21 protein-coding genes and 2 tRNA genes are annotated in these 22,551 nt (G+C 56.8%); 13 read left to right on the forward strand and 10 right to left on the reverse strand.

Annotated elements, in window-relative coordinates:
- Window positions 1–63 precede the first annotated feature (63 nt).
- From sufB to sufA, 7 genes are all read left to right on the forward strand, one after another.
- The gene (gene sufB, locus AC07U5_RS20155; protein ID WP_062441476.1) at window positions 64–1,533 is read left to right on the forward strand and encodes a Fe-S cluster assembly protein SufB; all 1,470 of its coding nucleotides are present in this window, start codon (window positions 64–66) and stop codon (window positions 1,531–1,533) included.
- Window positions 1,533–1,754, forward strand: a complete 222-nt coding sequence (locus tag AC07U5_RS20160; protein ID WP_494724054.1) for a hypothetical protein — start codon at window positions 1,533–1,535, stop codon at window positions 1,752–1,754. Before sufB ends, AC07U5_RS20160 begins: the two co-directional genes overlap by 1 nt.
- An 11-nt stretch (window positions 1,755–1,765) precedes the next feature.
- A complete protein-coding gene (gene sufC, locus AC07U5_RS20165; RefSeq protein ID WP_062424300.1) occupies window positions 1,766–2,521 on the forward strand; it encodes a Fe-S cluster assembly ATPase SufC in 756 nt (251 codons plus the stop codon).
- Between the two features lie 24 nt (window positions 2,522–2,545).
- Entirely contained in the window at window positions 2,546–3,817 is a 1,272-nt protein-coding gene (sufD, locus tag AC07U5_RS20170; protein WP_113326413.1) for a Fe-S cluster assembly protein SufD, read from the forward strand.
- On the forward strand, window positions 3,810–5,063 hold the full coding sequence (locus tag AC07U5_RS20175; protein ID WP_062424302.1) for a cysteine desulfurase: 1,254 nt from the start codon (window positions 3,810–3,812) through the stop codon (window positions 5,061–5,063). The genes sufD and AC07U5_RS20175 overlap by 8 nt, the downstream gene beginning before the upstream one ends.
- 23 nt (window positions 5,064–5,086) lie before the next feature.
- Entirely contained in the window at window positions 5,087–5,494 is a 408-nt protein-coding gene (locus AC07U5_RS20180) for an SUF system Fe-S cluster assembly protein (protein ID WP_112519658.1), read from the forward strand.
- A 110-nt stretch (window positions 5,495–5,604) separates the two neighbouring features.
- Window positions 5,605–5,994, forward strand: coding sequence for a Fe-S cluster assembly scaffold SufA (gene sufA, locus AC07U5_RS20185; RefSeq protein WP_494724055.1), 390 nt, complete (start codon window positions 5,605–5,607; stop codon window positions 5,992–5,994).
- A gap of 68 nt (window positions 5,995–6,062) precedes the next feature.
- On the opposite strand, the gene AC07U5_RS20190 is transcribed toward sufA, so the two are convergent.
- The 5 genes from AC07U5_RS20190 to AC07U5_RS20210 form a co-directional block, all read right to left on the reverse strand.
- The gene (locus AC07U5_RS20190) at window positions 6,063–6,998 is read right to left on the reverse strand and encodes an MYG1 family protein (RefSeq protein WP_312930995.1); all 936 of its coding nucleotides are present in this window, start codon (window positions 6,996–6,998) and stop codon (window positions 6,063–6,065) included.
- 75 nt (window positions 6,999–7,073) lie between these two features.
- Window positions 7,074–7,556, reverse strand: coding sequence for a transcription elongation factor GreA (gene greA, locus AC07U5_RS20195; RefSeq protein WP_494724056.1), 483 nt, complete (start codon window positions 7,554–7,556; stop codon window positions 7,074–7,076).
- Window positions 7,557–7,629: 73 nt separating this feature from the next.
- A complete protein-coding gene (locus AC07U5_RS20200) occupies window positions 7,630–8,838 on the reverse strand; it encodes an ABC transporter permease (RefSeq protein WP_494724057.1) in 1,209 nt (402 codons plus the stop codon).
- Window positions 8,828–9,550 (reverse strand): ABC transporter ATP-binding protein, encoded by a 723-nt coding sequence (locus AC07U5_RS20205; RefSeq protein ID WP_494724058.1) that lies wholly within the window; start codon window positions 9,548–9,550, stop codon window positions 8,828–8,830. Before AC07U5_RS20205 ends, AC07U5_RS20200 begins: the two co-directional genes overlap by 11 nt.
- A 14-nt stretch (window positions 9,551–9,564) precedes the next feature.
- Complete coding sequence (locus AC07U5_RS20210; protein WP_494724059.1) at window positions 9,565–10,863, reverse strand: efflux RND transporter periplasmic adaptor subunit; 1,299 nt, start codon at window positions 10,861–10,863, stop codon at window positions 9,565–9,567.
- A 258-nt stretch (window positions 10,864–11,121) separates the two neighbouring features.
- Here AC07U5_RS20210 and AC07U5_RS20215 point away from each other — a divergent pair.
- A tRNA-Pro gene (locus tag AC07U5_RS20215) sits at window positions 11,122–11,198 on the forward strand.
- A 261-nt stretch (window positions 11,199–11,459) separates the two neighbouring features.
- On the opposite strand, the gene AC07U5_RS20220 is transcribed toward AC07U5_RS20215, so the two are convergent.
- Window positions 11,460–11,600: a hypothetical protein gene (locus tag AC07U5_RS20220; protein ID WP_165457054.1), complete on the reverse strand. Its 141-nt coding sequence runs from the start codon at window positions 11,598–11,600 to the stop codon at window positions 11,460–11,462.
- 343 nt (window positions 11,601–11,943) lie between these two features.
- On the opposite strand from AC07U5_RS20220, the gene AC07U5_RS20225 reads away from it, so the two are divergent.
- The gene (locus AC07U5_RS20225) at window positions 11,944–12,249 is read left to right on the forward strand and encodes an ETC complex I subunit (RefSeq protein WP_062424309.1); all 306 of its coding nucleotides are present in this window, start codon (window positions 11,944–11,946) and stop codon (window positions 12,247–12,249) included.
- A gap of 31 nt (window positions 12,250–12,280) precedes the next feature.
- Window positions 12,281–12,357, forward strand: a tRNA-Arg gene (locus tag AC07U5_RS20230).
- 292 nt (window positions 12,358–12,649) lie between these two features.
- On the opposite strand, the gene AC07U5_RS20235 is transcribed toward AC07U5_RS20230, so the two are convergent.
- The 3 genes from AC07U5_RS20235 to AC07U5_RS20245 form a co-directional block, all read right to left on the reverse strand.
- Window positions 12,650–13,264 (reverse strand): RelA/SpoT-related domain-containing protein, encoded by a 615-nt coding sequence (locus AC07U5_RS20235; protein WP_494724060.1) that lies wholly within the window; start codon window positions 13,262–13,264, stop codon window positions 12,650–12,652.
- Window positions 13,265–13,349: 85 nt separating this feature from the next.
- Window positions 13,350–14,462, reverse strand: coding sequence for a ParA family protein (locus tag AC07U5_RS20240; RefSeq protein ID WP_494724061.1), 1,113 nt, complete (start codon window positions 14,460–14,462; stop codon window positions 13,350–13,352).
- Between the two features lie 689 nt (window positions 14,463–15,151).
- Complete coding sequence (locus AC07U5_RS20245) at window positions 15,152–16,315, reverse strand: M20 aminoacylase family protein (RefSeq protein WP_494724062.1); 1,164 nt, start codon at window positions 16,313–16,315, stop codon at window positions 15,152–15,154.
- Between the two features lie 239 nt (window positions 16,316–16,554).
- Here AC07U5_RS20245 and AC07U5_RS20250 point away from each other — a divergent pair, with 239 nt between their 5' ends.
- From AC07U5_RS20250 to AC07U5_RS20260, 3 genes are all read left to right on the forward strand, one after another.
- Window positions 16,555–17,595 (forward strand): D-alanyl-D-alanine carboxypeptidase family protein, encoded by a 1,041-nt coding sequence (locus AC07U5_RS20250; protein WP_425532530.1) that lies wholly within the window; start codon window positions 16,555–16,557, stop codon window positions 17,593–17,595.
- Between the two features lie 112 nt (window positions 17,596–17,707).
- Window positions 17,708–18,859: a CobW family GTP-binding protein gene (locus tag AC07U5_RS20255; RefSeq protein ID WP_113225871.1), complete on the forward strand. Its 1,152-nt coding sequence runs from the start codon at window positions 17,708–17,710 to the stop codon at window positions 18,857–18,859.
- Window positions 18,860–19,019: 160 nt separating this feature from the next.
- Window positions 19,020–20,312, forward strand: coding sequence for a diguanylate cyclase (locus AC07U5_RS20260; RefSeq protein ID WP_494724063.1), 1,293 nt, complete (start codon window positions 19,020–19,022; stop codon window positions 20,310–20,312).
- A gap of 118 nt (window positions 20,313–20,430) precedes the next feature.
- Here the strand turns inward: AC07U5_RS20260 and AC07U5_RS20265 are convergent, their stop codons facing one another.
- Entirely contained in the window at window positions 20,431–22,440 is a 2,010-nt protein-coding gene (locus AC07U5_RS20265; protein ID WP_494724064.1) for an aq_1923 C-terminal domain, read from the reverse strand.
- Window positions 22,441–22,551 lie beyond the last annotated feature (111 nt).

Below are 22,551 nucleotides of genomic sequence, written 5' to 3' on the forward strand. Positions count from 1 at the left end.
GGTTCCGTCTTGATACGTTGACAAGCCACCGGACCTTGTATCCGGCGAGATTGGAGAACGACAATGGCAGCGGTTCAGGAAACAATCGATCAGGTTCGCCAGATCGATGTGGACCAGTACAAATACGGTTTCGAAACCGAGATCGAAGTCGACAAGGCGCCTAAGGGTCTGTCGGAAGAGGTTATCCGGTTCATTTCCGCCAAGAAGCAGGAGCCGGAGTGGCTGCTCCAATGGCGCCTCGACGCTTATCAGCGCTGGTTGACGATGGAAGAGCCCACCTGGGCGCGCGTCAATTATCCGAAGATCGACTTTAACGACCTTTATTACTACGCCGCGCCAAAGAGCACGCCAGGTCCCAAGTCGCTTGAAGATGTCGACCCTGAACTGTTGAAGGTCTATGAGAAGCTCGGCATTCCGCTGAAGGAACAGGAAATCCTGGCCGGCGTAGAGAACCGTCGCGTGGCCGTGGATGCCGTGTTCGACTCGGTTTCCGTCGTCACGACCTTCAAGGAAGAGCTGAAGAAGGCGGGCGTGATCTTCATGTCCATCTCGGAAGCTGTTCGCGAGCATCCCGAACTGGTGAAGAAGTATCTCGGCTCCGTCGTTCCGACGACCGACAACTTTTATGCGACGTTGAACTCGGCGGTCTTTACAGACGGTTCCTTCGTTTTCATTCCAAAGGGCGTGCGTTGCCCGATGGAGCTTTCCACCTATTTCCGCATCAATGAGAAGAACACGGGCCAGTTCGAGCGCACGCTGATCATTGCGGAAGAAGGCGCCTACGTTTCCTATCTGGAAGGCTGCACCGCACCGCAGCGCGATGAAAACCAGCTTCACGCTGCTGTGGTTGAACTCGTGGCGCTCGACGATGCCGAGATCAAGTACTCCACCGTCCAGAACTGGTATCCGGGCGACAAGGAAGGCAAGGGCGGCATCTACAACTTCGTGACCAAGCGCGGCGATTGCCGCGGTCATCGCTCGAAGATCTCCTGGACGCAGGTCGAAACCGGTTCTGCCATCACGTGGAAGTACCCATCCTGCATTTTGCGTGGTGATGACAGCCGCGGCGAGTTCTACTCGATCGCTGTCTCCAACGGTTACCAGCAGGTCGATTCCGGCACCAAGATGATCCATCTCGGCAAGAACACGTCGAGCCGCATCATTGCCAAGGGCATCGCAGCAGGCTTCTCGGAAAACGTCTATCGCGGTCAGGTCTCGGCCCATCGCAAGGCGACCAATGCGCGCAATTTCACGCAGTGCGACAGCCTTCTGATTGGCGACAAGTGCGGGGCGCATACCGTGCCTTACATCGAAGCAAAGAATGCCTCGGCGCATTTCGAGCATGAAGCAACGACATCCAAGATTTCCGAGGATCAGCTGTTCTACTGCTTGCAGCGTGGCATTCCCGAAGAAGCCGCGATCGCGTTGATCGTCAACGGCTTCGTCAGGGACGTCATTCAGGAACTGCCGATGGAATTTGCTGTCGAAGCGCAGAAGCTGATTGGCATCTCGCTGGAAGGTAGCGTCGGCTAATGAACGAGCCCCGCCTGACGACAAGCTCACGCCTCCTGGTGTTGGGTATTTTCGTCTCGATGGTCGGGGTCTTCATTGGACTTGCCGGGCTGATGGCGGGCTATGAGTTCGCCAAGCCAACTTTAATCGCAAGCGCGGTCGGGATGATTGCTGTCCTTTGGCTCTCCGACGTGTTTGGACCATTTGACCGTTTCTCTTCTCGCAAGAGAAAACAAGATTGAGAGATAACAACATGCTTGAAATCATCGACCTGCACGCAAAGATCGCCGATACCGAAACCGAGATCATCAAGGGTCTGAACCTGAAGGTTGCCGCTGGCGAAGTGGCGGCCATCATGGGTCCTAACGGCTCCGGCAAGTCCACGCTGTCCTACATCCTTTCCGGCCGCGAAGATTACGAAGTGACCTCTGGCGACATTCTCTACAATGGCGAGAGCATTCTGGAGCTGGACGCTGCCGAACGCGCTGCCAAGGGTATCTTCCTCGCCTTCCAGTATCCGGTCGAAATTCCAGGCGTTGCGACCATGCAGTTCCTGAAGGTTGCGATGAACGAGCAGCGCAAAGCACGCGGCGAAGCTGAACTTACAACGCCTGACTTCATCAAGAAGGTCAAGGAAGCGGCTGGCGATCTGAAGATCGACATGGACATGCTGAAGCGCCCGCTCAATGTCGGCTTCTCCGGCGGTGAGAAGAAGCGCGCGGAAATCCTGCAGATGGCGCTGCTTGAGCCGAAGCTCTGCGTTCTGGACGAAACGGACTCCGGTCTCGACATCGACGCGCTGAAGATCGTTGCCGATGGCGTCAACGCGTTGAAGTCTCCCGATCGTGCGACCGTCGTCATCACCCACTATCAGCGCCTACTCGATTACATCGTGCCGGACAGCGTCCATGTTCTTTATAAGGGCAAGATCATCCGTTCGGGCGACAAGGCACTGGCGCTGGAACTGGAAAACAATGGTTACGCCGACATCATCGGTGAAGCGGCCTAATCAACGGGCCAGGAGACCATGTCCATGAATATTCAAACGACAAACCGGCTGACACCTGCGGAAACCGCACTGGTGGAAGCCTTCACAGCGAAGTTCACCGAGCTTCCCGGCAATGGCGATGTCGTTGCTGCGCGCGACGTGTTGTTCGACGACCTGAAGACCGCCGGTCTTCCGACGCGCCGCATCGAAGCCTGGCACTATACCGATATGAAAACCCTGCTGCGCAGCATCCCCGAGGATGCCTCTGCGCCGGTGATCGAGAAGCGTGATTCAGCCGTTGCCGGATCGCAGGTTGCCTATCTACGCCACGGCAAGTCGGCAGATACCGAGATCGTCGATTTCGAAATCGCAAGCTTTGCCGAAAGCCTGCTGGATGGCACGGCTGCCGGCTCGCTTGTAGCGGCTGACAAGGACGACATGATCGGCCGCCTGAATGGCAGCTTCGTGCGTGATGGTTACTCGGTGACCGTGCCGAATGATGCCCAGATCGAGCGTCCGCTCGAGCTCCAGGTGATCCATGGCGCCGGGCAGGTTCACACCCGCTCTCCGGTTCGCTTCGGCAAGGGCTCCAAGGCCACGATCATCGAGCGTCACCTGTCGGTTGCGGCGGAAGCAGCACTCGTCACGCATGTCACCGATCTTGAGGTTCAAGACGGAGCGGAAGCCACCTATATCCTTTTGCAGCAGCAGGGTGCAGCCGATACCCATCTTGCTCAGTTGCGTATCAAGCTCGGCGCAGACGCCAATCTTCGCCTCTTCATCATCAATGCAGGCGGCAAGCTCGTGCGCCAGGAACTGCGCATTGATGTGGAAGGTGAGGGCACCGATCTCTCCGTGCGTGGCGTCAACCTGCTGGGCGGCGAAACCCATACGGATGTGACGATGGTTCTCGGCCACAACGTGCCGAACACGACCTCGACGGAAATCTTCCGCAACGTCGTGTTCGATCGTGCCAAGGGCATCTTCCAGGGTATGATCCGGGTCGCGCCCGATGCCCAGAAGACAGACGCCAAGATGTCCTGCAACACCCTGCTGATGTCCGACGATGGCGAGTTTTCGGCGAAGCCTGAACTTGAAATCTTCGCAGACGACGTTCAGTGCGGCCATGGCGCGACGGTTGCCGATATCAGCGACGAACACCTTTATTACCTGATGGCGCGTGGCGTGCCGCGGGCGAAGGCGCGTGCCATGCTGGTGAACGCATTCGTCGCGGCAATCGTCGAAGAGTTGGAAGACGACAATCTGGTAGAGGCGCTGGAAGGCATCATCTCCAGCTGGCTGGAAGATCATGCCTGATAACAGCGAACGCGCCGTCAAAGCGGCTCCCTACGATGTCGAGGCCGTGCGCAAGGATTTTCCAATCCTTTCGCGTGAGGTCTACGGCAAGCCGCTTGTCTACCTGGACAATGGCGCGTCCGCGCAGAAGCCGCAGGTGGTAATCGATGCGGTGTCCCACGCCTATTCCAACGAATATGCCAATGTGCATCGCGGCCTGCATTTTCTCTCCAATGCGGCAACAGATGCCTATGAAGCATCGCGCGAAAAGGTGCGGCGCTTTTTGAATGCCGGCTCGGTGGATGAAATCGTCTTCACCAAGTCCTCCACCGAGGCGATCAACACGGTCGCCTATGGCTACGGCATGCCGAAGATCGGCGAGGGCGATGAGATCGTCCTCTCGATCATGGAGCACCACTCCAATATCGTGCCTTGGCATTTTATCCGTGAGCGGCAGGGTGCCAAGCTCGTCTGGGTGCCGGTGGATGACGAAGGCGCGTTTCATATCGAGGCTTTCGAAAAAAGCCTGACGGAGCGCACCAAGCTGGTTGCCATCACCCATATGTCCAACGCGCTCGGCACCATCGTGCCGGTCAAGGAAATTTGCCGCATTGCCCACGAGCGCGGGATTCCCGTGCTGATTGATGGCAGCCAGGGCGCGGTTCACATGCCGGTCGATGTCCGCGATATCGATTGCGACTGGTACGTGATGACGGGCCATAAGCTCTATGGCCCATCGGGTATCGGCGTTCTCTACGGCAAGGCCGACCGGTTGAAAGAGATGCGTCCCTTCCAGGGCGGCGGGGAAATGATCCTCGACGTCTCTGAGGACGAGATCACCTATAACGAGCCGCCGCACCGTTTCGAGGCGGGCACGCCGCCGATCGTTCAGGCGATAGGTCTCGGCTACGCACTGGACTATATGGATAATCTCGGACGCGCGGCGATCGCTGCACATGAGGCGGATCTTGCCGCCTATGCCACCGAACGTCTGCGAGACATCAACTCTCTGCGCATCATCGGCAATGCGCCGGGGAAGGGTGGCATCTTCTCCTTTGAGCTTGAAGGCATCCATGCCCATGATGTCTCGATGGTCATCGACCGCCGCGGCGTCGCCGTGCGCGCCGGTACACATTGCGCCATGCCGCTCTTGAAACGCTTCGGCGTGACCTCCACATGCCGAGCATCATTCGGGCTTTACAATACCCGCGCGGAAGTGGATGCGCTGGCCGAAGCACTCGATTACGCCCGCAAATTTTTCGCCTGACATCGGAATTGAGGATCAGGACCATGAGCACCGATACGACCGAACAGCTGCAGGATCTGGCACAATCGCCTGCAGAAGAGGCTGTGCAAGCCCCTGCCAAGACGTCCAGCATCTCCCCGGACGAGCTGGCGCGGCTCAGCGACGACGTCGTCGCCGCGCTGAAGACCGTCTACGATCCGGAAATTCCCGCCGATATTTTCGAGCTTGGTCTCATCTACAAGATCGACATCGAAGACGACCGGATGGTCAAGATCGTCATGACGCTGACTGCACCCGGTTGCCCCGTTGCCGGAGAAATGCCGGGCTGGGTGGAAAACGCGGTTGGCGCCGTCGAGGGCGTATCCGGCGTGACGGTTGAAATGACCTTCGATCCGCCATGGACGCCGGATCGCATGTCGGAAGAAGCGCAGGTTGCGGTGGGCTGGTACTGAGCGCCGTCGATTGCACAATCGACAACACTTGATACCGTCTCGACGCAAGACTAGATTTGAGTCCATAAACATCGGGCCTTGAACCCGACTGTCGAAGGAGTGATGAGCCCATGGGCTTTGCAGTGATGACAATGACGGAGGCTGCGGCCTCTCGCGTCAAGGCGATCGTCGATAATTATGGCGCTGAGGCCAAGGGCGTGCGCGTCGGGATCAAGAAGGGCGGCTGCGCCGGGATGGAATATACCATCGATCTCGTGACCGAGCCTGATTCCAAGGACGACCTGATCGAGCATGATGGTGCAAAGGTCTGGATCCAGCCATCCGCCGTGCTCTACCTGCTCGGCACGCAGATGGATTTCGAAGTCACCAAGATGCGCTCCGGCTTTACCTTCAACAATCCGAACCAGACATCGGCATGCGGCTGCGGCGAGTCCGTCGAACTGAAGGCCGCAGATCTTGCCATGCTCGCCAAGCAGCGTGAGGCTGAGGCTAGCGTCTGAGAAATGCCTGTTGGCATTGCGGTGCTTGTTCCCAAGCACCGCGACACTTCATTTTCCAAAGACGGTACTTAAGCGGATTGCCCCTCTAGCAGGGCTTCCTGTGTGGCAATCTCGGCCATCGTCATTGCGGCTTCTCGCGTCTTTGCAGCCGCGATAAAGCGCCCATTGTGACAGAAGGTTGCGCCTTCAACGCCGCTCGCCTGCTCCAGATCGCCATTGGTCAAGCCAGCCCAGGAGACGGGCAGATCGGCGCGAAGCTCGAAACCTTCTTCCGCGCGGCGGATGCCTGTGACGCACCAGTCCTTGTCGCGAGGATGAACGACGAAGAGCAGATGATCGGCACCGGCCTTGACGATGGCTGGCCTGAAAGGCATTCCGATCGGCAATTCCAAGATGCGTCTTTCGCCGGTGCGCTCTATGGCTTTGAGAACCAGCGTCTCTGCCCGCAGCTTTGCGGCCTTCTTCTCGATGCCGGCTTCGACAAAGGCGCGAGCGATCGCAAGCGCGCTCTGGAAGGCTTCGTCGTCAGCACCTGGTTCACGGTTGTCGAATGAAGGTTTCAAGGTTTCCAAAAGAGACGGCAAGGTGAGACCGGCAAGCTCGCCGGCAATGGCCGGGCTCAGCGCCCCATTGTCGGTAAGGTCGATCGGTAGCACAAAGCTCTTGTCGAAAGACGCGTGGACGTTTTCGATATCGGCGCCAGCAACGCCAAGCGCGATGAGGTAATCACGACCGTAATGTTTCCAAACAAGGCCAAATGAACTGTAGGGCTGACCATCGTCACGCAGCGGCGCGCCGCGCTGGTGGTGATCGAAAATCTGCGCCTCGGCATCATAGGCGCCGCCAACATCGTAGATGACCCGGTCTTGCGTAGGGGTGATCCACTCTGGCGCGCGGCTGCGAACGATCTTGGCCGTTGGGTAAAGCCGGGTGAGAATGACGCTGGAGAGTAGTTCATCGGCATGGAAGCCGCCGGAATGAGTGACGAGGAATTCCACCGCCATGGCGCAGTAAACCTTTTGCTGAAAGTCAAGTAACCGGGCAGTTACCCGTTATTTCGACCTGCTGCAACTGGCGGCTTATTGAATGGCCGTAATTTCCAACTCTTGCTCGCCGACCGTCACAATATCACCAACAGCCTTGCCGTTGAGAGCGCGAGCGACGGGGGAAACATAGGAAATGGACCCGGCCTTGGGGTCGGCCTCATCTTCACCGACGATACAGTAGGATTGCACGCGGCCATCTTCACGCGTGAAGGTGACGGTGCTTCCGAAGGAGACAACATCGTTCGTCTCGGGTGCGGGCATCACCTGCGCGGTTCGCAGTCGCTCCGCCAGATAGCGGATATCGCGCAAGTGTGGCGCGATCTGGCGCCGGCGTTCGTTCACGTCCTCCACCGCATTGGCGATCTCATGCGCGGCGCGGGCAGCTTTCATCTGTTCTTCAAGGAGCTTGAGACCTGCTTCGGTAACGAGGTTGGGATGTTGCGAGACAGGGCGATCCGGCAGCTGTGTTTCCGCTGCAGTTTCCGCACTCTCTTCTTTCACAAACGCAACGCTCACGATCCGACTCCCTCAATTCTAGCTTGTTTTCATATGGGGAGCGCAGGGCGCTTCAGCAAGTTCGACAGCACCGTTACTCGTGGCGCAATGCCTCGATAGGGCTGAGGCTTGCAGCACGGCGAGCCGGAAAATAGCCGAACACCACGCCGATAGCGGCCGAGAAGGCGAAGGCGACGGCGATGATCACCGGGCTGGTGACGAAGGGCACCCCGAGGAAGCTGACGACCGCATAGGCCAGGCCAAGGCCTGTCAAAATTCCCGCGGTCCCGCCGAAGGCCGAAAGCATGACGGCCTCGACGAGGAACTGTGTCAGAACCTGCTTTTCCAGAGCGCCGATGGCAAGCCGGATGCCGATCTCGCGCGTTCGTTCCGTCACCGACACCAGCATGATGTTCATGATGCCGATCCCGCCGACCAGAAGACTGACGGCGGCGACAGCGCCGAGCAAACCCGTCAAAAGGGTGGTGGTACCGGTCATGGCAGACGCGATCTGCGCCATGTCGTTGACAGTGAAATCGTCCTGGCGGCCAAGCCCGATGCGCCGACGCTCGCGCAGCAGATTTTCCAGGTCGGACTGCACTTTTGCAGTCGAGACTCCATCCTGGGCGGAGACCATGATGGAGGAAATCGTCGTCGTGCCGCCAATGCGGCGCTGATGAATTTTCAGCGGCATGATCACGGTGTCATCCTGATCATCGCCAAGACCGGATTGCCCTTTGCGCCCCAGAACAGCGATGACCGGGCAGGAGATGTTGCTGACGCGGATCGTCTGTCCCACCGGATCGGACGATCCGAACAGTTCCTGTCGAACGGTTTCACCGATGATGCAGCCGATCTGTCCGCCCCGGTCTTCAGCGGGCAGAAACTCGCGGCCTAACGCTATCGTCCAGTCCTGCGCGATCAGATAGTCGTTGGTGGTGCCGACGACGCTCGTCTGGTGGTTCTTGCCGCCATAAATGACCGTTGCCGCAGATGACCGGTTCAACGGCGCGACAGCCCGCACACCGCGGATCTGGTCGCGGATGGCCTGCACGTCGCTATCAGTGAAGCGTTTGGCATCGACACTGGCGCGACCAGGGCCGAATTGTCCGGGCCTGACGAAAAGCATGTTGGTGCCGAGGCGAGAAAGCTCAGACTTTACCTGCTCCGTCGTGCCGTTGCCGATGGTGACCATGGCGATGACCGCTGCCACACCGATAACGACGCCGAGCACGGTGAGGAAGGAGCGCAGCATGTTGCGGCTGATGGCGCGCATGGCGAGCCTGACGGTCTCAAAGAACATCGGTGGCCTCCCTTCTAAGCTCGACGGCGCTGTCCGAACCCAGACGGCCATCGACGAAGCGCAGCAGGCGCTTGGCATGGGCGGCGATATCTTCTTCATGGGTCACCATCACGACGGTGATGCCGCGATCGCGATTGAGCGAGGTGATCAGGTCCATGATCTCGATGCTGGTTTTGGTATCGAGATTGCCTGTCGGCTCGTCGGCAAGAAGCAAGGCCGGCTTGGTGACGATGGCACGGGCAATTGCCACGCGCTGCTGCTGCCCGCCGGACAGCTCCTGCGTGGTGTGGTGTTCACGCCCCTTCAGCCCGACCTGCGCCAGGGCTTCCATGGCAAGCGCCCGCCGCTCTGCGGATTTCATGCCGCGATAGATCAAAGGCAGCTCGACATTCTCGACAGCCGAGGTGCGCGACAGCAGGTTGAAGCCCTGAAAGACAAAGCCCAGCATGTGGCGGCGGAGCAGCGTCAGGTGCTCATTGTCAAAGCCGCTGGTGGGCACGCCCTGAAACAGATATTCCCCCGAAGTGGGCGTATCCAGGCAGCCGATGATGTTCATCGAGGTGGACTTGCCGGAGCCGGATGGTCCCATGATGGCGACAAATTCGTGTTCATTGATCGACAGGCTGACGCCGTCCAGCGCCCGAATGGCCGCTTCGCCTTTACCATATTGCTTCACGACATCGCGGAATTCGATCAGAGGCGGTGCGCTCATGCTTCCACTCCCGCCTAGCTGCTGCGTTGGGTTGCGTCGGTGATCACCTGGTCGCCGGGCTTCAACTCGTCCGAGGTCACGGCGGTGAACTGGCCATCGGTGGAGCCCGTCTGGACCGAGACGCTGACCGGGGTGCCGTTGCGCAGAACCCAAACCTGACGCTTGCCCGACGCGGCCTGCTCGGCACCGCTGCCGCGCGAGCGGTTCATGCGTGGCGGGCGGAAAAGGCCCATCAGCCCGCCGCCGCGCGAAGCGTTCTCCCGCGGTGGGGTGTAGCGCAAGGCGGCGTTGGGCACGAGTAGCGCATCTTTGACATGTTCGACCACGATATTTGCGGTCGCCGTCATGCCGGGGCGCAGCAGGAGTTCGGCATTATCCACCGTCAGAATACCCTTGTAGGTCACGACGTTGGAGACGGTTTCTGAAGCAAAACGAACGGTTTCGATTTTCGCCGGGAAACGGCGCTCGGGATAGGCATCCACATTGAAGGTGGCCTCCTGACCAGCCTCCACCTTGCCGACATCCGCCTCATCGATCGAGACCTGAAGCTCCATGCGGCGCAGATCCCCGGCGATGGTAAAAAGCACCGGAGCGTTCAGGGACGATGCCACCGTTGCACCGGGATCGACATCGCGCGTCAGGATCACGCCATCGATCGGAGACACAATCTTCGCCTTGCTGAGATTGACTTCCGCAAGCCGCAGATCCGCCTCGGATGAAAGCACCGTCGCTTCATTGACCTCCAGCGTTGCCGCAGCCGCATCGCGGTTGAACTGCGCCGCATCGAGATCCTGCTGACTGGAGACGCGGTTCTGCACCAGCGATCTCAGCCGCTCCAGCGATGTGTTGGCCGAGCCGAGATCGGCTTTCGCTTTTGCGACATTGGCTCTGGCGGAAGCAAGCTTGGCGCGCGCGCTCTGCACATCGGCCTCAAGTTTGTTGGTGTCGAGTTCAGCCAGAATGTCGCCCGCTTTCACCGGACTGTTAAAGGTGACGTTGACCTTGCGGATCGTGCCGGAGAGCTCGCTCGATATATCCACCTGGTCGGTGGGCTGCACCGAACCGGTGGAGGTAACAATGACGGAGAGATCGCCGCGCTTTGCTTCCTGCGTCGTGTAGGTGTAGGCGACGCGCGCACCGGCAAAGGCAAAATAGTATGTCGCCGCGCCAGCAACCATCAGCAGCGCGAGAATGATATAGAGCGAACGCCTGGATTTCTTTCTTCCGGTTTTCGAAGACACCAGAATGTCGCGAAGATCGGGCTTCGCTTCCTGGCTGTTCGGTTTTTCGCTACTGGCGTCCAAGTGGTTCATTCCCGTTGTCTGAGAGATTGCAGAAGTTGTGCCTTGATAGGTGGCTATCTGAGGAAGCTACTGCAACTGCTAAAATACGTCTGCTGGATCGCACGGCTGGAAGGGTGGGTGAAGTGAAAACTTCGTAATCTTCCCGCCAGGTGCATCCCGTCCCACAATCAGGGACGCCTGAGCCGATTGAGAAAAAACAAACGGAAAGGTGATTTTAGCTGTTGCAGGGTGTGCGGTAACCGTGTATCTCCCCGCTCACGACATCGGCGGAGTGTAGCGCAGTCTGGTAGCGCATCTGGTTTGGGACCAGAGGGTCGGGAGTTCGAATCTCTCCACTCCGACCATTCGACAAATCACTGATTTGTCTGGATTTGTAATTTCCCTTACATTGTTGAAATTGCTCTGGTGAGCGTATGTGAACGTTAAGCGTGTTCTGCTGGGCTTGCTGTTTTCAATACGATCGACGTCTCGCAATGTGATGTCGAGGCGCCGATGGATTGCGTTTTGATTTGTGGTCTCAAGCCTTGGTATTGTCTGCCGCTTGTGACAACCGTCCTCCTTGGAAAATGAATGTGCTCCTACCGCGCGCCGTGAGGCCTCCAGCCTCATACTCCGTATTGGAAGTGCACCCAGATCAAAGCGCAGAGCGCAATGCCGCCAATAATGACGGCGAGCAGCTTACTCTGGCCGGGACGGGGCTTCTTCGGCGGTTGTGGCTTGCGAAACTTGATGACGTTATCGCTCATGATGCGTGTCTCCTCTTAGGTGTCGCGATAGAATATGCTTCGCGCGTCCCATTCAAGCGTGGCTTTCGCTTTTTCTGTTGGTGAAGGCTCTTATGTTTCGGAGCGCGCCGGCCTCTTTACGGAGGTATAACGGCCGCTCTATCCTCTTTAATTGAGGCATCGTGCTTTCTGAAATTCGGTTAGGATTTTCAGCCCGATGCTGTAGCATCTACAAAGCAAGCGGCTTGACTTCGCGCGGGAGTCAGTCCAAGTGAAATTCTGATGCCGACCGTAATAAAATGGTTACGGGAAGCCGCGTAAAAAGAGCGTCATCGCGCTTGATCGCAAGACTGGAGCAGTTGAAATGTCTGCAAAAATTTATCGTCCGGCAAAGACCGCCATGCAGTCCGGCAAGGCCAAGACGAATATCTGGGTGCTGGAATTCGACGCCGAGGTTCCGCGCAAAATCGATCCGATCATGGGCTACACGTCCTCGTCGGACATGAAGCAGCAGGTCAAGCTCAATTTCGACACACAGGAGCAGGCCGAAGCCTACGCACAGCGCAAGGGCATCGAGTATCGCGTGATCCAGCCAAAGGAAGCAGAGCGCCAGACGGTTTCCTACACGGACAACTTCCGCTATACGCGCACGCAGCCTTGGACACACTAACCGTTTTCGGCGCCTCCACTGCGCCGCGAGTGGCCCCTTAGCTCAACTGGATAGAGCAACTGCCTTCTAAGCAGTAGGTCGCAGGTTCGAGTCCTGCAGGGGTCGCCATTTCGCTCACGTCGGACACCGAGCTTTGTTATCTGCTAAATTATACGTAATCGGTATAACCAACCAAGGTAACCGAATGTCGTGTCCAAACCCGGTGAAGAATACCCTATCGACTATCACGTTGATTAAGCATATTGCTTGATCTTCATGAACGCAGGATTACGACGAGGTCGTATGGGCTAACTCCAACAACCAAGGGGGATTTTTCTTCGATCATCAGTACCTTAGGTGGCACTACGAAATTGGATCAAGATCACCAAAACGAGCGTGGAGACAGTCGTTCCTTATTGAGCTATCCGCCTCGTTTCTGGTGTTCCGCCTCGTGTACGCGCTGAAGAGAATCCAGTAGACGACTTCCAGCTCCGACGATTTTTGACAAAACGCGGATCTGCTCGCGACACGCGATGCTTTCGGATTTGACGGGGTAGTTTATCTTATGATCAACCTCTCCCCAGATTTCTTCGAACAAAGTCCTCACTTGAAGTTCGCAGCAAATCGGAGAGTTCTCTTTCGGACGTATTAAGTAATGAACACTAGTATACGCCGTAGATTTTTCTTGTACCTCAAGGTCGAAGCCGCGAAAGTATAAGGCCGCTTCTGGGTCCCATGTGTAGGCTTTAGGTCGTTCGCTTAACCACCAATCGCCTTCGTCTACTCTCTTTCTCACTACTGCATCGATCTTGCCAAAATCGTCCTGAAACAGGTGTAGGATTCTGACGCCTGCGAGGTCAGTCATCTGCTCGAAAAAGTTATGTTCGTCGATTTCCCTACCTTGTGATAGTTTACGAATTATTTTTTTTCGAAGGTGCTCTTTGTCCTTCAGTCGAGATTTGAAGGAATGGACGACTCTTTCGTCAGTTTGGACAAGGCTTGGGTGAGATCCTATAAATTTCACTATCCCGTCCATGAACACCTCCAACTGGTGGGTTCTGTCTGGATCTACCAGCCGGACCAAGCGATCCGCTGTAACTTCAGGTGTCTCTAGGTTTGCTTCAGACATCAAGAAAAAACACTCGGTCTAACAAATCTTGTGCGAACTGGTGATATGCGTCCCGTGTCGCGTAAAACCGCCCTTTATTCGGGTTGATAGTCTTCTCATCGTCTTTTTCTATTTGACGGTGATCCGGAAGCTGCCACATCGGCATGTGGTACTTTTGTGCGAGTGAGGGGAACGTGTTATGTGAATGAATTACCGCATTATTGCCAATGGATCGTTCAGCAGCGCCCCCTGGGTAAGCTATCATATTCTGTGAATCGATGAACTTTCGGATAACATCAGGTATTTGCTCTGCATAATTCGAATGAGCTCTTGCGAGCTTGAGAGCGCTTTTGCTGTCCGATCGCGGTTTAGCATTGTAGATGGTGTATCCAAGAAACCTAACGAACTCCCTAGGAAAGGCATCACGTTTAGTGTCTGAGAGAAAATGGAATATACTCTCGAATTGCTTTCTCCAGGTAGTGAGTGCCGCACCAATGTTTCGAATACCGTAAACCGAAAATAGGTCTGGTGCACAAGGGATGAGAAACCCGTCGGCCAAAGATAAAAGATCTCTGTTGAGAGCACCGAGGCTCGGAGACGTGTCGAATATAACGATATCGTAGCCATACTGCTCAGCGTACTCGTGAGCGAGGGTCCTAACCCTAGTCGCGGTTCTTATCGACAAGGGGTCGCCTTGATATATGCCTGCCCACCTTTCAGCCAGCTTAGCCTCAAATAAGTGCAGCGTTAGTCGGCCCGGTATAAGATCAACATTTCCTCCCACACGCAAGGGTGGGGGGAGTTCTTCTATTTCCCTTGTTCCATCTTCCGTTGGCTTCAACAGAAAATGAATTGATCGGGGATCTTCAACAGTCTTTAGAAATGCTTCTTCACCCATTTCGTCACGGGTAGCAGCGTAGTCGTCAACAAAACTATCTTCAGCTTCCCATATGTCATGAATGGTTTCCATTTCTAATGCGAAGATAGTTAGGTTGCATTGTGGATCCAAGTCGATAAGCAAAACACGTTTGCCTAATTCTCCTAAAGCATGTGCGAGGTGAAATGTTAGAGTGGTTTTTCCCACCCCGCCCTTATTGTTGAAGATAGTTATAATCTTTGGAGGCATATTTATATCTCAGTTCCCGTTTACGCATTTCAATCATGAGTCGTATATTCGTGGAAGATCTAATTTAAGAGTAGCCTGCAAAATCGTTGTAACTTCTTCTTCTCAAGTGGATGCAGCGAGAATTGCGCCTTGCTTGCGTAGGAGACTAACGTTTTGTGACACGGTAGATTTCGGGACTTCGACTTTAAGCAAATTTGCGTCCCGTGAAAGCAACACGGTATACCGAAACTCTCAGCGATCAGGAGGACAACAGAGTGATATCGATTCCACAACCGCAAACGGCCGTAAGTTTGGTGTCCACGAGAGGATTCGAACCTCCGACCCCAGGATTCATACCACTTCGGCTTTCGCCGCCGTCCCGCCGGTAGGTGGGCGCGTTCGTGGTCTGGACTGTCCCTTCACCATGGGCGTAAACGCCTTTAGGTGCTGCCCATCCAGTCTCTACACCTTCAACGGATTTCTCCGAAGCTTGGCTCGGGATTGGCATGCTGGAAGCCCAGCGAAGCGTTCCCCGACTTTGAGCAGATCGATCGCGTCGTTTCCGGGCGCGACCCCCAATTTCACTTAGGAATCCTGTGCTCTATCCTGCTGAGCTACGTGGACACACATTGGCGCTTTTAAACCACTGGTCTTTCGGGATCAACAGCGTTCTGAGGCACATTTGTGATGTGCCCAGAAATTTTGAGATATCACCCCTGCAGCCGCTGTTCCGCAAGCTTCACCCAGTAGGAAATGCCATAGGCAAGTGCCTCGTCGTTGAAGTCGTAGCTTGGGTTATGCAGTCCTGCTGTGTCGCCATTGCCGATGAAGATGAACGCTCCGGGGCGCTCCTTCAGCATGTAAGAGAAATCCTCGCCTGCCATGGAAGGATCGACATCGGCATCGACATTATTGGCGCCGACCACGTCGCGGGCAATTTCGGCTGCATAGTCGGTCTCTGCGGGATGGTTGACGGTTATGGGACAGTAGCGGTGATACTCCGCTTCCGCTTCAGCGCCGTTGGCAAGAGCGATGCCTTCGGCAATCTGGCGGATCCGCGTTTCCGCCATGTCACGCACGTCTTCATCGAGTGTCCGCACCGTGCCGGCGATCAGCGCCTCGTTGGGAATAATGTTGTGGCTGGTGCCGGCCTGGAAGCGGGTGACCGAAACGACGATCGAGCGCAGGGGATCGGCATTGCGGGATGCGATCAATTGTAGATTGGTGACGATCTGCGCGCCGATGGCGATCGGATCTGCGGTGCGGTGAGGCTGAGCGGCATGGCCACCACGGCCTTTGACGGTGATGGTGAACTTGTCTGGCGCGGCCATGATGCCGCCCTTGCGAATAGCGAACTGGCCAAGCGGAATGCCCGGCATGTTGTGCATGCCATAGACCTCGTCCACGCCGAAACGATCCATCAACCGGTCTTCCACCATGGCGAGCGCGCCAGCGCCACCTTCTTCGGCAGGCTGGAAGATGACCACAACCGAGCCGTCGAAGTTGCGGGTCTCGCAAAGATACTTGGCGGCACCCAGCAGCATGGCCATATGTCCATCATGGCCGCAGGCGTGCATGTTGCCGGGCGTGAGAGAGGCCCAGGGCTTTCCGGTTTCCTCAAGGATCGGCAGAGCATCCATATCGGAACGGAGGCCGATCGTTCGGCCGTTCCTGCTGCGGCCGTGGATGACGCCAACAACGCCGGTGCGGCCGATGCCATTGACGATTTCGTCGACCCCGAACGCGGTCAGCTTCTCGGTGACGAAGCGCGCGGTCTCCTCTACATCATAGAGAATCTCCGGGTTCTGATGAAGATGGCGGCGCCATTGCGTCGCTTCTTCCTGCAACTCGGCGGCTCTATTCAAGATGGGCATTCTCTCGGTCCTGACTTTAGAAAAACAGCATGCGTGAATCGTGCTTCGGCTTGCCCCGATATTGCGCCGCATAATTGACGCAATCAATCTAGTTTGCCATTGCTAGGCCATATATGGTGACTATTGCCAAGCCCGCAAAGAAGACGGGAATTTGAGGACAGGCCTTGCAAGACGATCGCAGAACACGCCGCGCCGCCGGACGACTTTCGAAAACTGTTGCCGCTGTGGCCGCCAGCATAATGGCGCTGACATCGGTTGCTGCGGCCAATCCCAAGATGGTGGTCGATGTCAAGACAGGCAGGGTGATCGCGCATCAGGAGGCGTTTCGCAAATGGTATCCGGCATCGCTGACAAAATTGATGACGGCCTATATCGCCTTCAGCGCCATGAAGTCCGGAAAGCTCAGCCCCGATACGCCTGTCGTCTTCAGCAAACACGCCTCCGATCAGCCAGCCAGCAAGATGTATTTCAAGCCGGGCTCGAAGCTTACGCTCGATAGCGCGCTGAAGCTGCTGTTGATCAAGTCGGCCAATGATGTGGCTGTGGCGATTGCCGAAACCATCGGCGGTACCGAAGGTAATTTTGTCGCGCAGATGAACGCGCAAGCCGCGCGTCTGGGCATGTCATCGACGCATTTCATCAATCCGAACGGCCTTCCCGGCGCTGGGCAATACACCACCGCGCGTGATCTGGCGCTGCTCGCGCTCATCATCAAGCGTGAGTTCCCGGACTATGCGAGCTACTTCTCTCTCGAGGGTGTGACCACGGGCAAGAAGAACTATGCCAATTACAATATGCTGGTCGGCCGCTTCGAGGGTGCCGATGGCATGAAGACCGGTTTCATCTGTGCCTCCGGTTTCAACCAGGTGTCTTCTGCAAAACGGGATGGACGACAGGTCATTTCCGTGGTTCTCGGCTCCGACAGCCTTGCCGGGCGCACCGATGAATCCGCCGAGCTGTTGCAGCTCGGGCTGACGTCGCCAGCCGGCCAGGGGGTATCGCTTGCCTCTCTGGCACCCTATGGGGATACGCTTGCGGTGAATGACATCAGCAAGGAAATCTGCAATCCGAAGGCCGCCAAGGTGCGCAGCGAAAGCCGTGACGAGGCGGGCCGCATGATCATCAAGTCGCCCTATGTTCGCGAGATGACGCGTCCGCCGGTCTACTCCTTCGCCGGCCTGATACCCGGCACGGAACCCGTGGCGGTGGCAGAGACCAAGGGCAAGGGCGGAAGCGAAATGGCCAATGTGCCGATCCCCATCCCGCGTCCGGCTTTCTGACGCTTTGCATGTCTGGAGAGGTGGCAAATCCGTTGAGCCACGTCGCGGCTTCCCCAACCCGCGTTTGATGCTATAAGCGTCAAATTGTAACATTATAACGAAAAGGTGCCTTATGGCATTTGAACGGATTCCCGTGTCCATTCTCACCGGCTTTCTCGGTGCCGGCAAATCGACCCTGCTCAATCGGCTGTTGAAAGACCCGGACATGGCCGATGCGGCGATCATCATCAACGAGTTCGGTGATGTGAGTATCGATCACATGCTCGTGGAGCGTTCGGGTGATGGCATCATCGAGCTTGCCGAAGGCTGCCTATGCTGCACGGTGCGCGGCGAATTGGTGGATACGCTGGCCGAGCTGATGGATGGCATCCAGACGGGACGTTTGAAGCCGGTAAAGCGGGTAGTGATCGAGACAACGGGGCTTGCCGATCCTGCACCCGTCATGCAGTCGATCATGGGCAATCCTGTCATTGCGCAGAACTTCATGTTGAACGGTGTGATCACGGTTGTCGACGCGGTCAACGGCGCCTCGACGCTTGATCATCATGAGGAAGCCTTAAAGCAGGTGGCCGTTGCCGACCGGCTGGTGCTGACGAAACGGAAGCTCGCCTCTGCAGACGCCGTCGCCGCACTTGCTTCCCGCCTCGGTGACCTCAATCCCCGTGCTGCGGTTGAGGATGGCGATCAGGAGACCTGGAGCGCCGCCGTTCTTCTGGACAACGGTCTTTATGATTTTGCCAGCAAAAGCGCGGACGTCAGCCGTTGGCTGGGTGAAGAAGCCGCTCATGACAAAGATCATCACCATGGCGATCATCATCACCACGATCACGACCACGATGATCACCATCACGCCCACCATCATCACCATCACGATGTGAACCGGCACAACGCGTCAATCCGGTCTTTCTCCATCATGCATGATCGCCCCATCGATCCGATGGCGATTGAGATGTTTGTGGATTTGCTGCGCTCGGCTCATGGGGAAAAGCTTTTGCGCATGAAGGCGATCGTTGCGCTCTCAGACAATTTAGATCGACCGCTCGTTCTGCATGGCGTGCAGTCCATCTTCCACCCGCCACAGCGCTTGCAAGCCTGGCCCGATCCACACGATCGCCGCACCCGCATGGTCCTCATCACCAAGGATTTGAGCGAGGATTTTGTCAAGGATCTGTTCGCGGCCTTTACCGGGACGGCGACGATCGACAGGCCGGATCGGCAGGCGATGACGGACAATCCCCTCGCTGTGCCGGGTCTGACGTTCTAACGCAACAAGCGGCATTCCAACGACGATGCCGCGCCCTGCGCGTCGTTAAGTCGTTCATCCCAGGAATGGGACGAGACTAGACCATGATTTCTTGTGCTTGAATCAATTACATTCGTGCCTACTAATTAATAGGCAGTGTACTTGGTTCTAGGAGAAGATTTTGCATAGAGGAGCGCAGTGGCTGAGAGAAAATGCGCAAGCCCGCTTAGCGCTTTTTGACTTTGCTTTCGAACATGCCCCTGTCGGCATCGTGTTTCACGATGTCGCTGGGCGCATTCGACGGGCGAACCAGGCCTTCTCAAGACTAGTCGGAATTCCCCTCGATACGCTTCAGGGCATGTCATTCAAGAAGTTTGCCCATCCTGACGATCTCGACAGGGACGAGACGCTCTTCAATGCTGTCATTGAGGGTACACGCGATGGCTACTCCATCGAGAAGCGGTATATCAATCACCAGGGCGCTATCGTTCATGTGGTGATCCACCTGACAGCGATGCGGGATGCGGTGGGGAATATCGTGCAGCTGCTGTCACAGGTGCAGGATATCTCCGCGCAGAAGGAGAGCGAGCGCCAACTCGCGGAGAAGGCGGCGCAACTCGAGCTCGCCATGGAAGCCGTGCGTGGAGGGTTCTGGCACATGGATGTGGCGGCCGGACGCTTCGAGACCTCCGAACGGCTGGCACAGTTTATTGGTGGACCGGGCGCTGGGCGGCTCGATCTCGAACTCTATCTGGCGCGGGTCAATCCCAGCGACATGGCCTCCGCTGATCTCACGCCTCTGCTTTTGGGCGAAGTCGATCACTCCTGTGCCGAGTATCGGCTCAACACCGTGTTCGGCGAAAGATGGATGCGCTGCGACCGTCGTCTCCTTCGCAACCCGGATGGAACTCCGCGCCGGATCGTCGGGGTCGCTATCGATTTCACGGACGAGCATATGCGTCTCAAGGAATTCGAGCGTCGCTCGGAAACCGACGCTCTGACCGGCCTTCTCAACCGGCGCGGTCTTGCCATGCGCTATCCGCTGCTGCCATCGACTTCCGGATGGACGGTGTTGCTGATGGACCTCGATGGCTTCAAGACCGTGAATGACGTTCACGGTCACTCCGCCGGCGACAAGGTGCTGCTGGAGACAGCCAGACGCCTGGAGCAGGACGTCCGCGCCGAAGACCTGGTCTGTCGAACGGGCGGCGACGAGTTCGTGATCGTCGTTGCGGGCGATCTTGGCGTTGCGGATCAGGTCGCAGCCCGCATTGTTGAAGGCATGCGCGCACCCATCGCTGTTGGCGCAACAACTGTCGAGGTTCGTGCCACGATCGGTGGGGTCTGGATACCTGCCAAGACATCGCTCGAAGAGCTTCTGGCCGATGCCGATGCCTTGCTTTACAAGGCGAAAGCTGCCGGCAAGGACCGGTGGAACCTGCAAGCCAAAAATGTCCCAGCCGCCGCGCACTGATATGCCTGGTCGACAACTGGCCATGGCTCGATTGACCGAGTTCTGCTTGTCTTGCGAAGCCCACTGGTAAGGCTTGTGCATCAAGCGCGCGCCGCTGCCGACGCGCGCTTGATGTTCGTTACTCAGCCGCAGCCTGAATATCGACCTTGTCGAGGAGAATGAGCGGATCCTGCGATGCGGCCGCGAGATCGAAGATCCCAAGTCCGTTCGGGTTCTTCGCCTTGACGGTGACGGTGAGGGTGCCTGGCTTGAGGACGAAGGCGGCAAGTGCGTCGGTCGCGCCTCTCAACTGTGGCCGCTCGGCGGCGAGTTGCTGCATCAGGAAGCTTGCGCCCAGCGTCAACGTCGTGCGCGCTTGTGCTTCGCTGATGTTGTTCTGCAAAGCGTAGAGCTTGGTCAGGAGTGCTACCCCACCTTCATCCTTCCAGGTGAACTTGATCTCCCGACCCATCACGCTGAAAAGCGCTGCGTAAGCATTGGCGACGTCGAACGAGAAGAACTCTTTTGTGATCCCGCTCAAGAGGCCTGAGAGTTCGATTCGGCCAAAATCCTTGCCGCTGACAGAGATTTGGCGAATTGCCAGGCTACTGTTTTTTTCATCCCATGCGCTTGAGAGCGCGTAAGAGAGTGTCAACTCCTTCAAGCCAAGAGCGCGCGCCTCGGCAAATTCAGAGGAATCCTCCGGGATCGGGATAACGAGATCTTCCATCTTGTTTTCGAAATCGGTCGGAATGCCGTTAACAGGATTCTTCAGCACCGTTTCAAAGTTCTTGAGCGCGAACTTGATGCGCTCGGGCTTGCCGGTCGCGGGTTCGTCGGTCTTTTCCGGCGCCGAGGTATCGAAGTCTAGGCCGCTGATGCGGAAGCGTTCGAAGCTCGGCAGGAACTGTCTGTAGGGGAAGGTCGCCAGTTCTTCTACTTCCAGAGCGGCGGCCTGGGTGAGACCCTTGGCGGGCAAGGTCCAATCAAATCCCACGATGCTTGCTTCCGCCATCGACACCCTGTCTTGACCCTTGAGGATGGACAGGCCGTGAACGCCAAAATCGGTCTTGTAGCCTTCAATCCGCATGTCAGTCCGGTCGATGGTGATCGTCGTTCGCCCTTCCGTCGACTCTTGACCCTTGTCCAGGTCTTCCATCTTGAGGCCGAGGAACTGGATATCGCTCTCGCCGATGATGTCGAAAATCGAAAGCACCCTCTTGAAGTATGCCTGACGTTGTTCCGTTGTCAGGTCGTCTATATCTGCGACCTCAGTGATGGACGCCAGCGTCTGGGCCAGCGGTTCAGCGGGCATTCGTGCGCTCAAGCCACTGCTGCGCAATTCGTCGTAGGTCACTTGCCCGTCGTGGTCGGAGGTGGAAACCTTACTTATAGAAAGAGGACCAAAGACCTGTTTTGGTTCTTTGTCGTCCGGCCCCGCGGTTTCGGTGTTAAGCCTTACAATATATGCAACATCGACATCCTTGCCTTTGATCTCGCCAGTCGACGTGAGCAGACGCTTGGTTTGAGCAGCCCCAGTGTGGTCTTTTACTTCTCTGGTGGCGTCGGCGTTCACCTTGTCGATCGAGTAATCAGCGATCTTGCCATGCGCGACGTTTGAAAGAATCGCATTCGTATAAACGACTTTCTGCTGTCTTGTGCGCATCGCATACGATATCGTCATTTCCGGAATGGAAATTCGCTTCGCCGAAAGGCGTTCGATGCGTTTGGCAAGCGGATCGTCCGCGCCTGTTCCGGTTGCTTCCAATGAAGCGGGTCGTTCGATCTCGGCGTTCTCAATCCGGGCATTGGGAATAACGAACTTGGTTCTCGCATCCTCCATGGAGATGTTGCTGAGTTCCAATACCCCGTCGGCAAAAGGGAGTTTCGGGCGTCCGTCAACCGAGGCGACGCTGATTTTCTCGCCTGTCTTCAAGGGCAACGTCAGGTCTTTGATGTGAACCTGTCCCAGAAAATCGACATCGACCGAAGCCGCGGTTGCACCTCTTTCGGCAATGACTTTTTCGACCTGCTTCTGGTAGTACACCTTCGCGCCGACCGCGCCTGCGCCGATGATGACGATTATCGCCGTTGCGGCCAAAAGGGCCTTTTTCGCTCCGCTGCCGGTCTTGGTGTTTGCTTCTTCCACGATGCCTGTCCTCTCCGGCGCAAATTACGATCCAGGACTTCTTAAGGCACGGCAAAGTAGCGAAGCAAGGGGACAATCCCCGACCGTCACAACATATTGCAGGGTTCTTCG

The organism is Agrobacterium sp. GW821-FHT02D03 (assembly GCF_059421725.1).

Excerpts from the sequence above, each read along its gene's own strand:
- sufB (WP_062441476.1), top strand. The coding sequence starts at position 64 with ATGGCAGCGGTTCAGGAAACAATCGATCAGGTTCGCCAGATCGATGTG.
- AC07U5_RS20160 (WP_494724054.1), top strand. The coding sequence starts at position 1,533 with ATGAACGAGCCCCGCCTGACGACAAGCTCACGCCTCCTGGTGTTGGGT.
- sufC (WP_062424300.1), top strand. The coding sequence starts at position 1,766 with ATGCTTGAAATCATCGACCTGCACGCAAAGATCGCCGATACCGAAACC.
- sufD (WP_113326413.1), top strand. The coding sequence starts at position 2,546 with ATGAATATTCAAACGACAAACCGGCTGACACCTGCGGAAACCGCACTG.
- AC07U5_RS20175 (WP_062424302.1), top strand. The coding sequence starts at position 3,810 with ATGCCTGATAACAGCGAACGCGCCGTCAAAGCGGCTCCCTACGATGTC.
- AC07U5_RS20180 (WP_112519658.1), top strand. The coding sequence starts at position 5,087 with ATGAGCACCGATACGACCGAACAGCTGCAGGATCTGGCACAATCGCCT.
- sufA (WP_494724055.1), top strand. The coding sequence starts at position 5,605 with ATGGGCTTTGCAGTGATGACAATGACGGAGGCTGCGGCCTCTCGCGTC.
- AC07U5_RS20190 (WP_312930995.1), bottom strand. The coding sequence starts at position 6,998 with ATGGCGGTGGAATTCCTCGTCACTCATTCCGGCGGCTTCCATGCCGAT.
- AC07U5_RS20200 (WP_494724057.1), bottom strand. The coding sequence starts at position 8,838 with ATGTTCTTTGAGACCGTCAGGCTCGCCATGCGCGCCATCAGCCGCAAC.
- AC07U5_RS20205 (WP_494724058.1), bottom strand. The coding sequence starts at position 9,550 with ATGAGCGCACCGCCTCTGATCGAATTCCGCGATGTCGTGAAGCAATAT.
- AC07U5_RS20210 (WP_494724059.1), bottom strand. The coding sequence starts at position 10,863 with ATGAACCACTTGGACGCCAGTAGCGAAAAACCGAACAGCCAGGAAGCG.
- AC07U5_RS20220 (WP_165457054.1), bottom strand. The coding sequence starts at position 11,600 with ATGAGCGATAACGTCATCAAGTTTCGCAAGCCACAACCGCCGAAGAAG.
- AC07U5_RS20225 (WP_062424309.1), top strand. The coding sequence starts at position 11,944 with ATGTCTGCAAAAATTTATCGTCCGGCAAAGACCGCCATGCAGTCCGGC.
- AC07U5_RS20235 (WP_494724060.1), bottom strand. The coding sequence starts at position 13,264 with ATGGACGGGATAGTGAAATTTATAGGATCTCACCCAAGCCTTGTCCAA.
- AC07U5_RS20240 (WP_494724061.1), bottom strand. The coding sequence starts at position 14,462 with ATGCCTCCAAAGATTATAACTATCTTCAACAATAAGGGCGGGGTGGGA.
- AC07U5_RS20245 (WP_494724062.1), bottom strand. The coding sequence starts at position 16,315 with ATGCCCATCTTGAATAGAGCCGCCGAGTTGCAGGAAGAAGCGACGCAA.
- AC07U5_RS20250 (WP_425532530.1), top strand. The coding sequence starts at position 16,555 with ATGGCGCTGACATCGGTTGCTGCGGCCAATCCCAAGATGGTGGTCGAT.
- AC07U5_RS20255 (WP_113225871.1), top strand. The coding sequence starts at position 17,708 with ATGGCATTTGAACGGATTCCCGTGTCCATTCTCACCGGCTTTCTCGGT.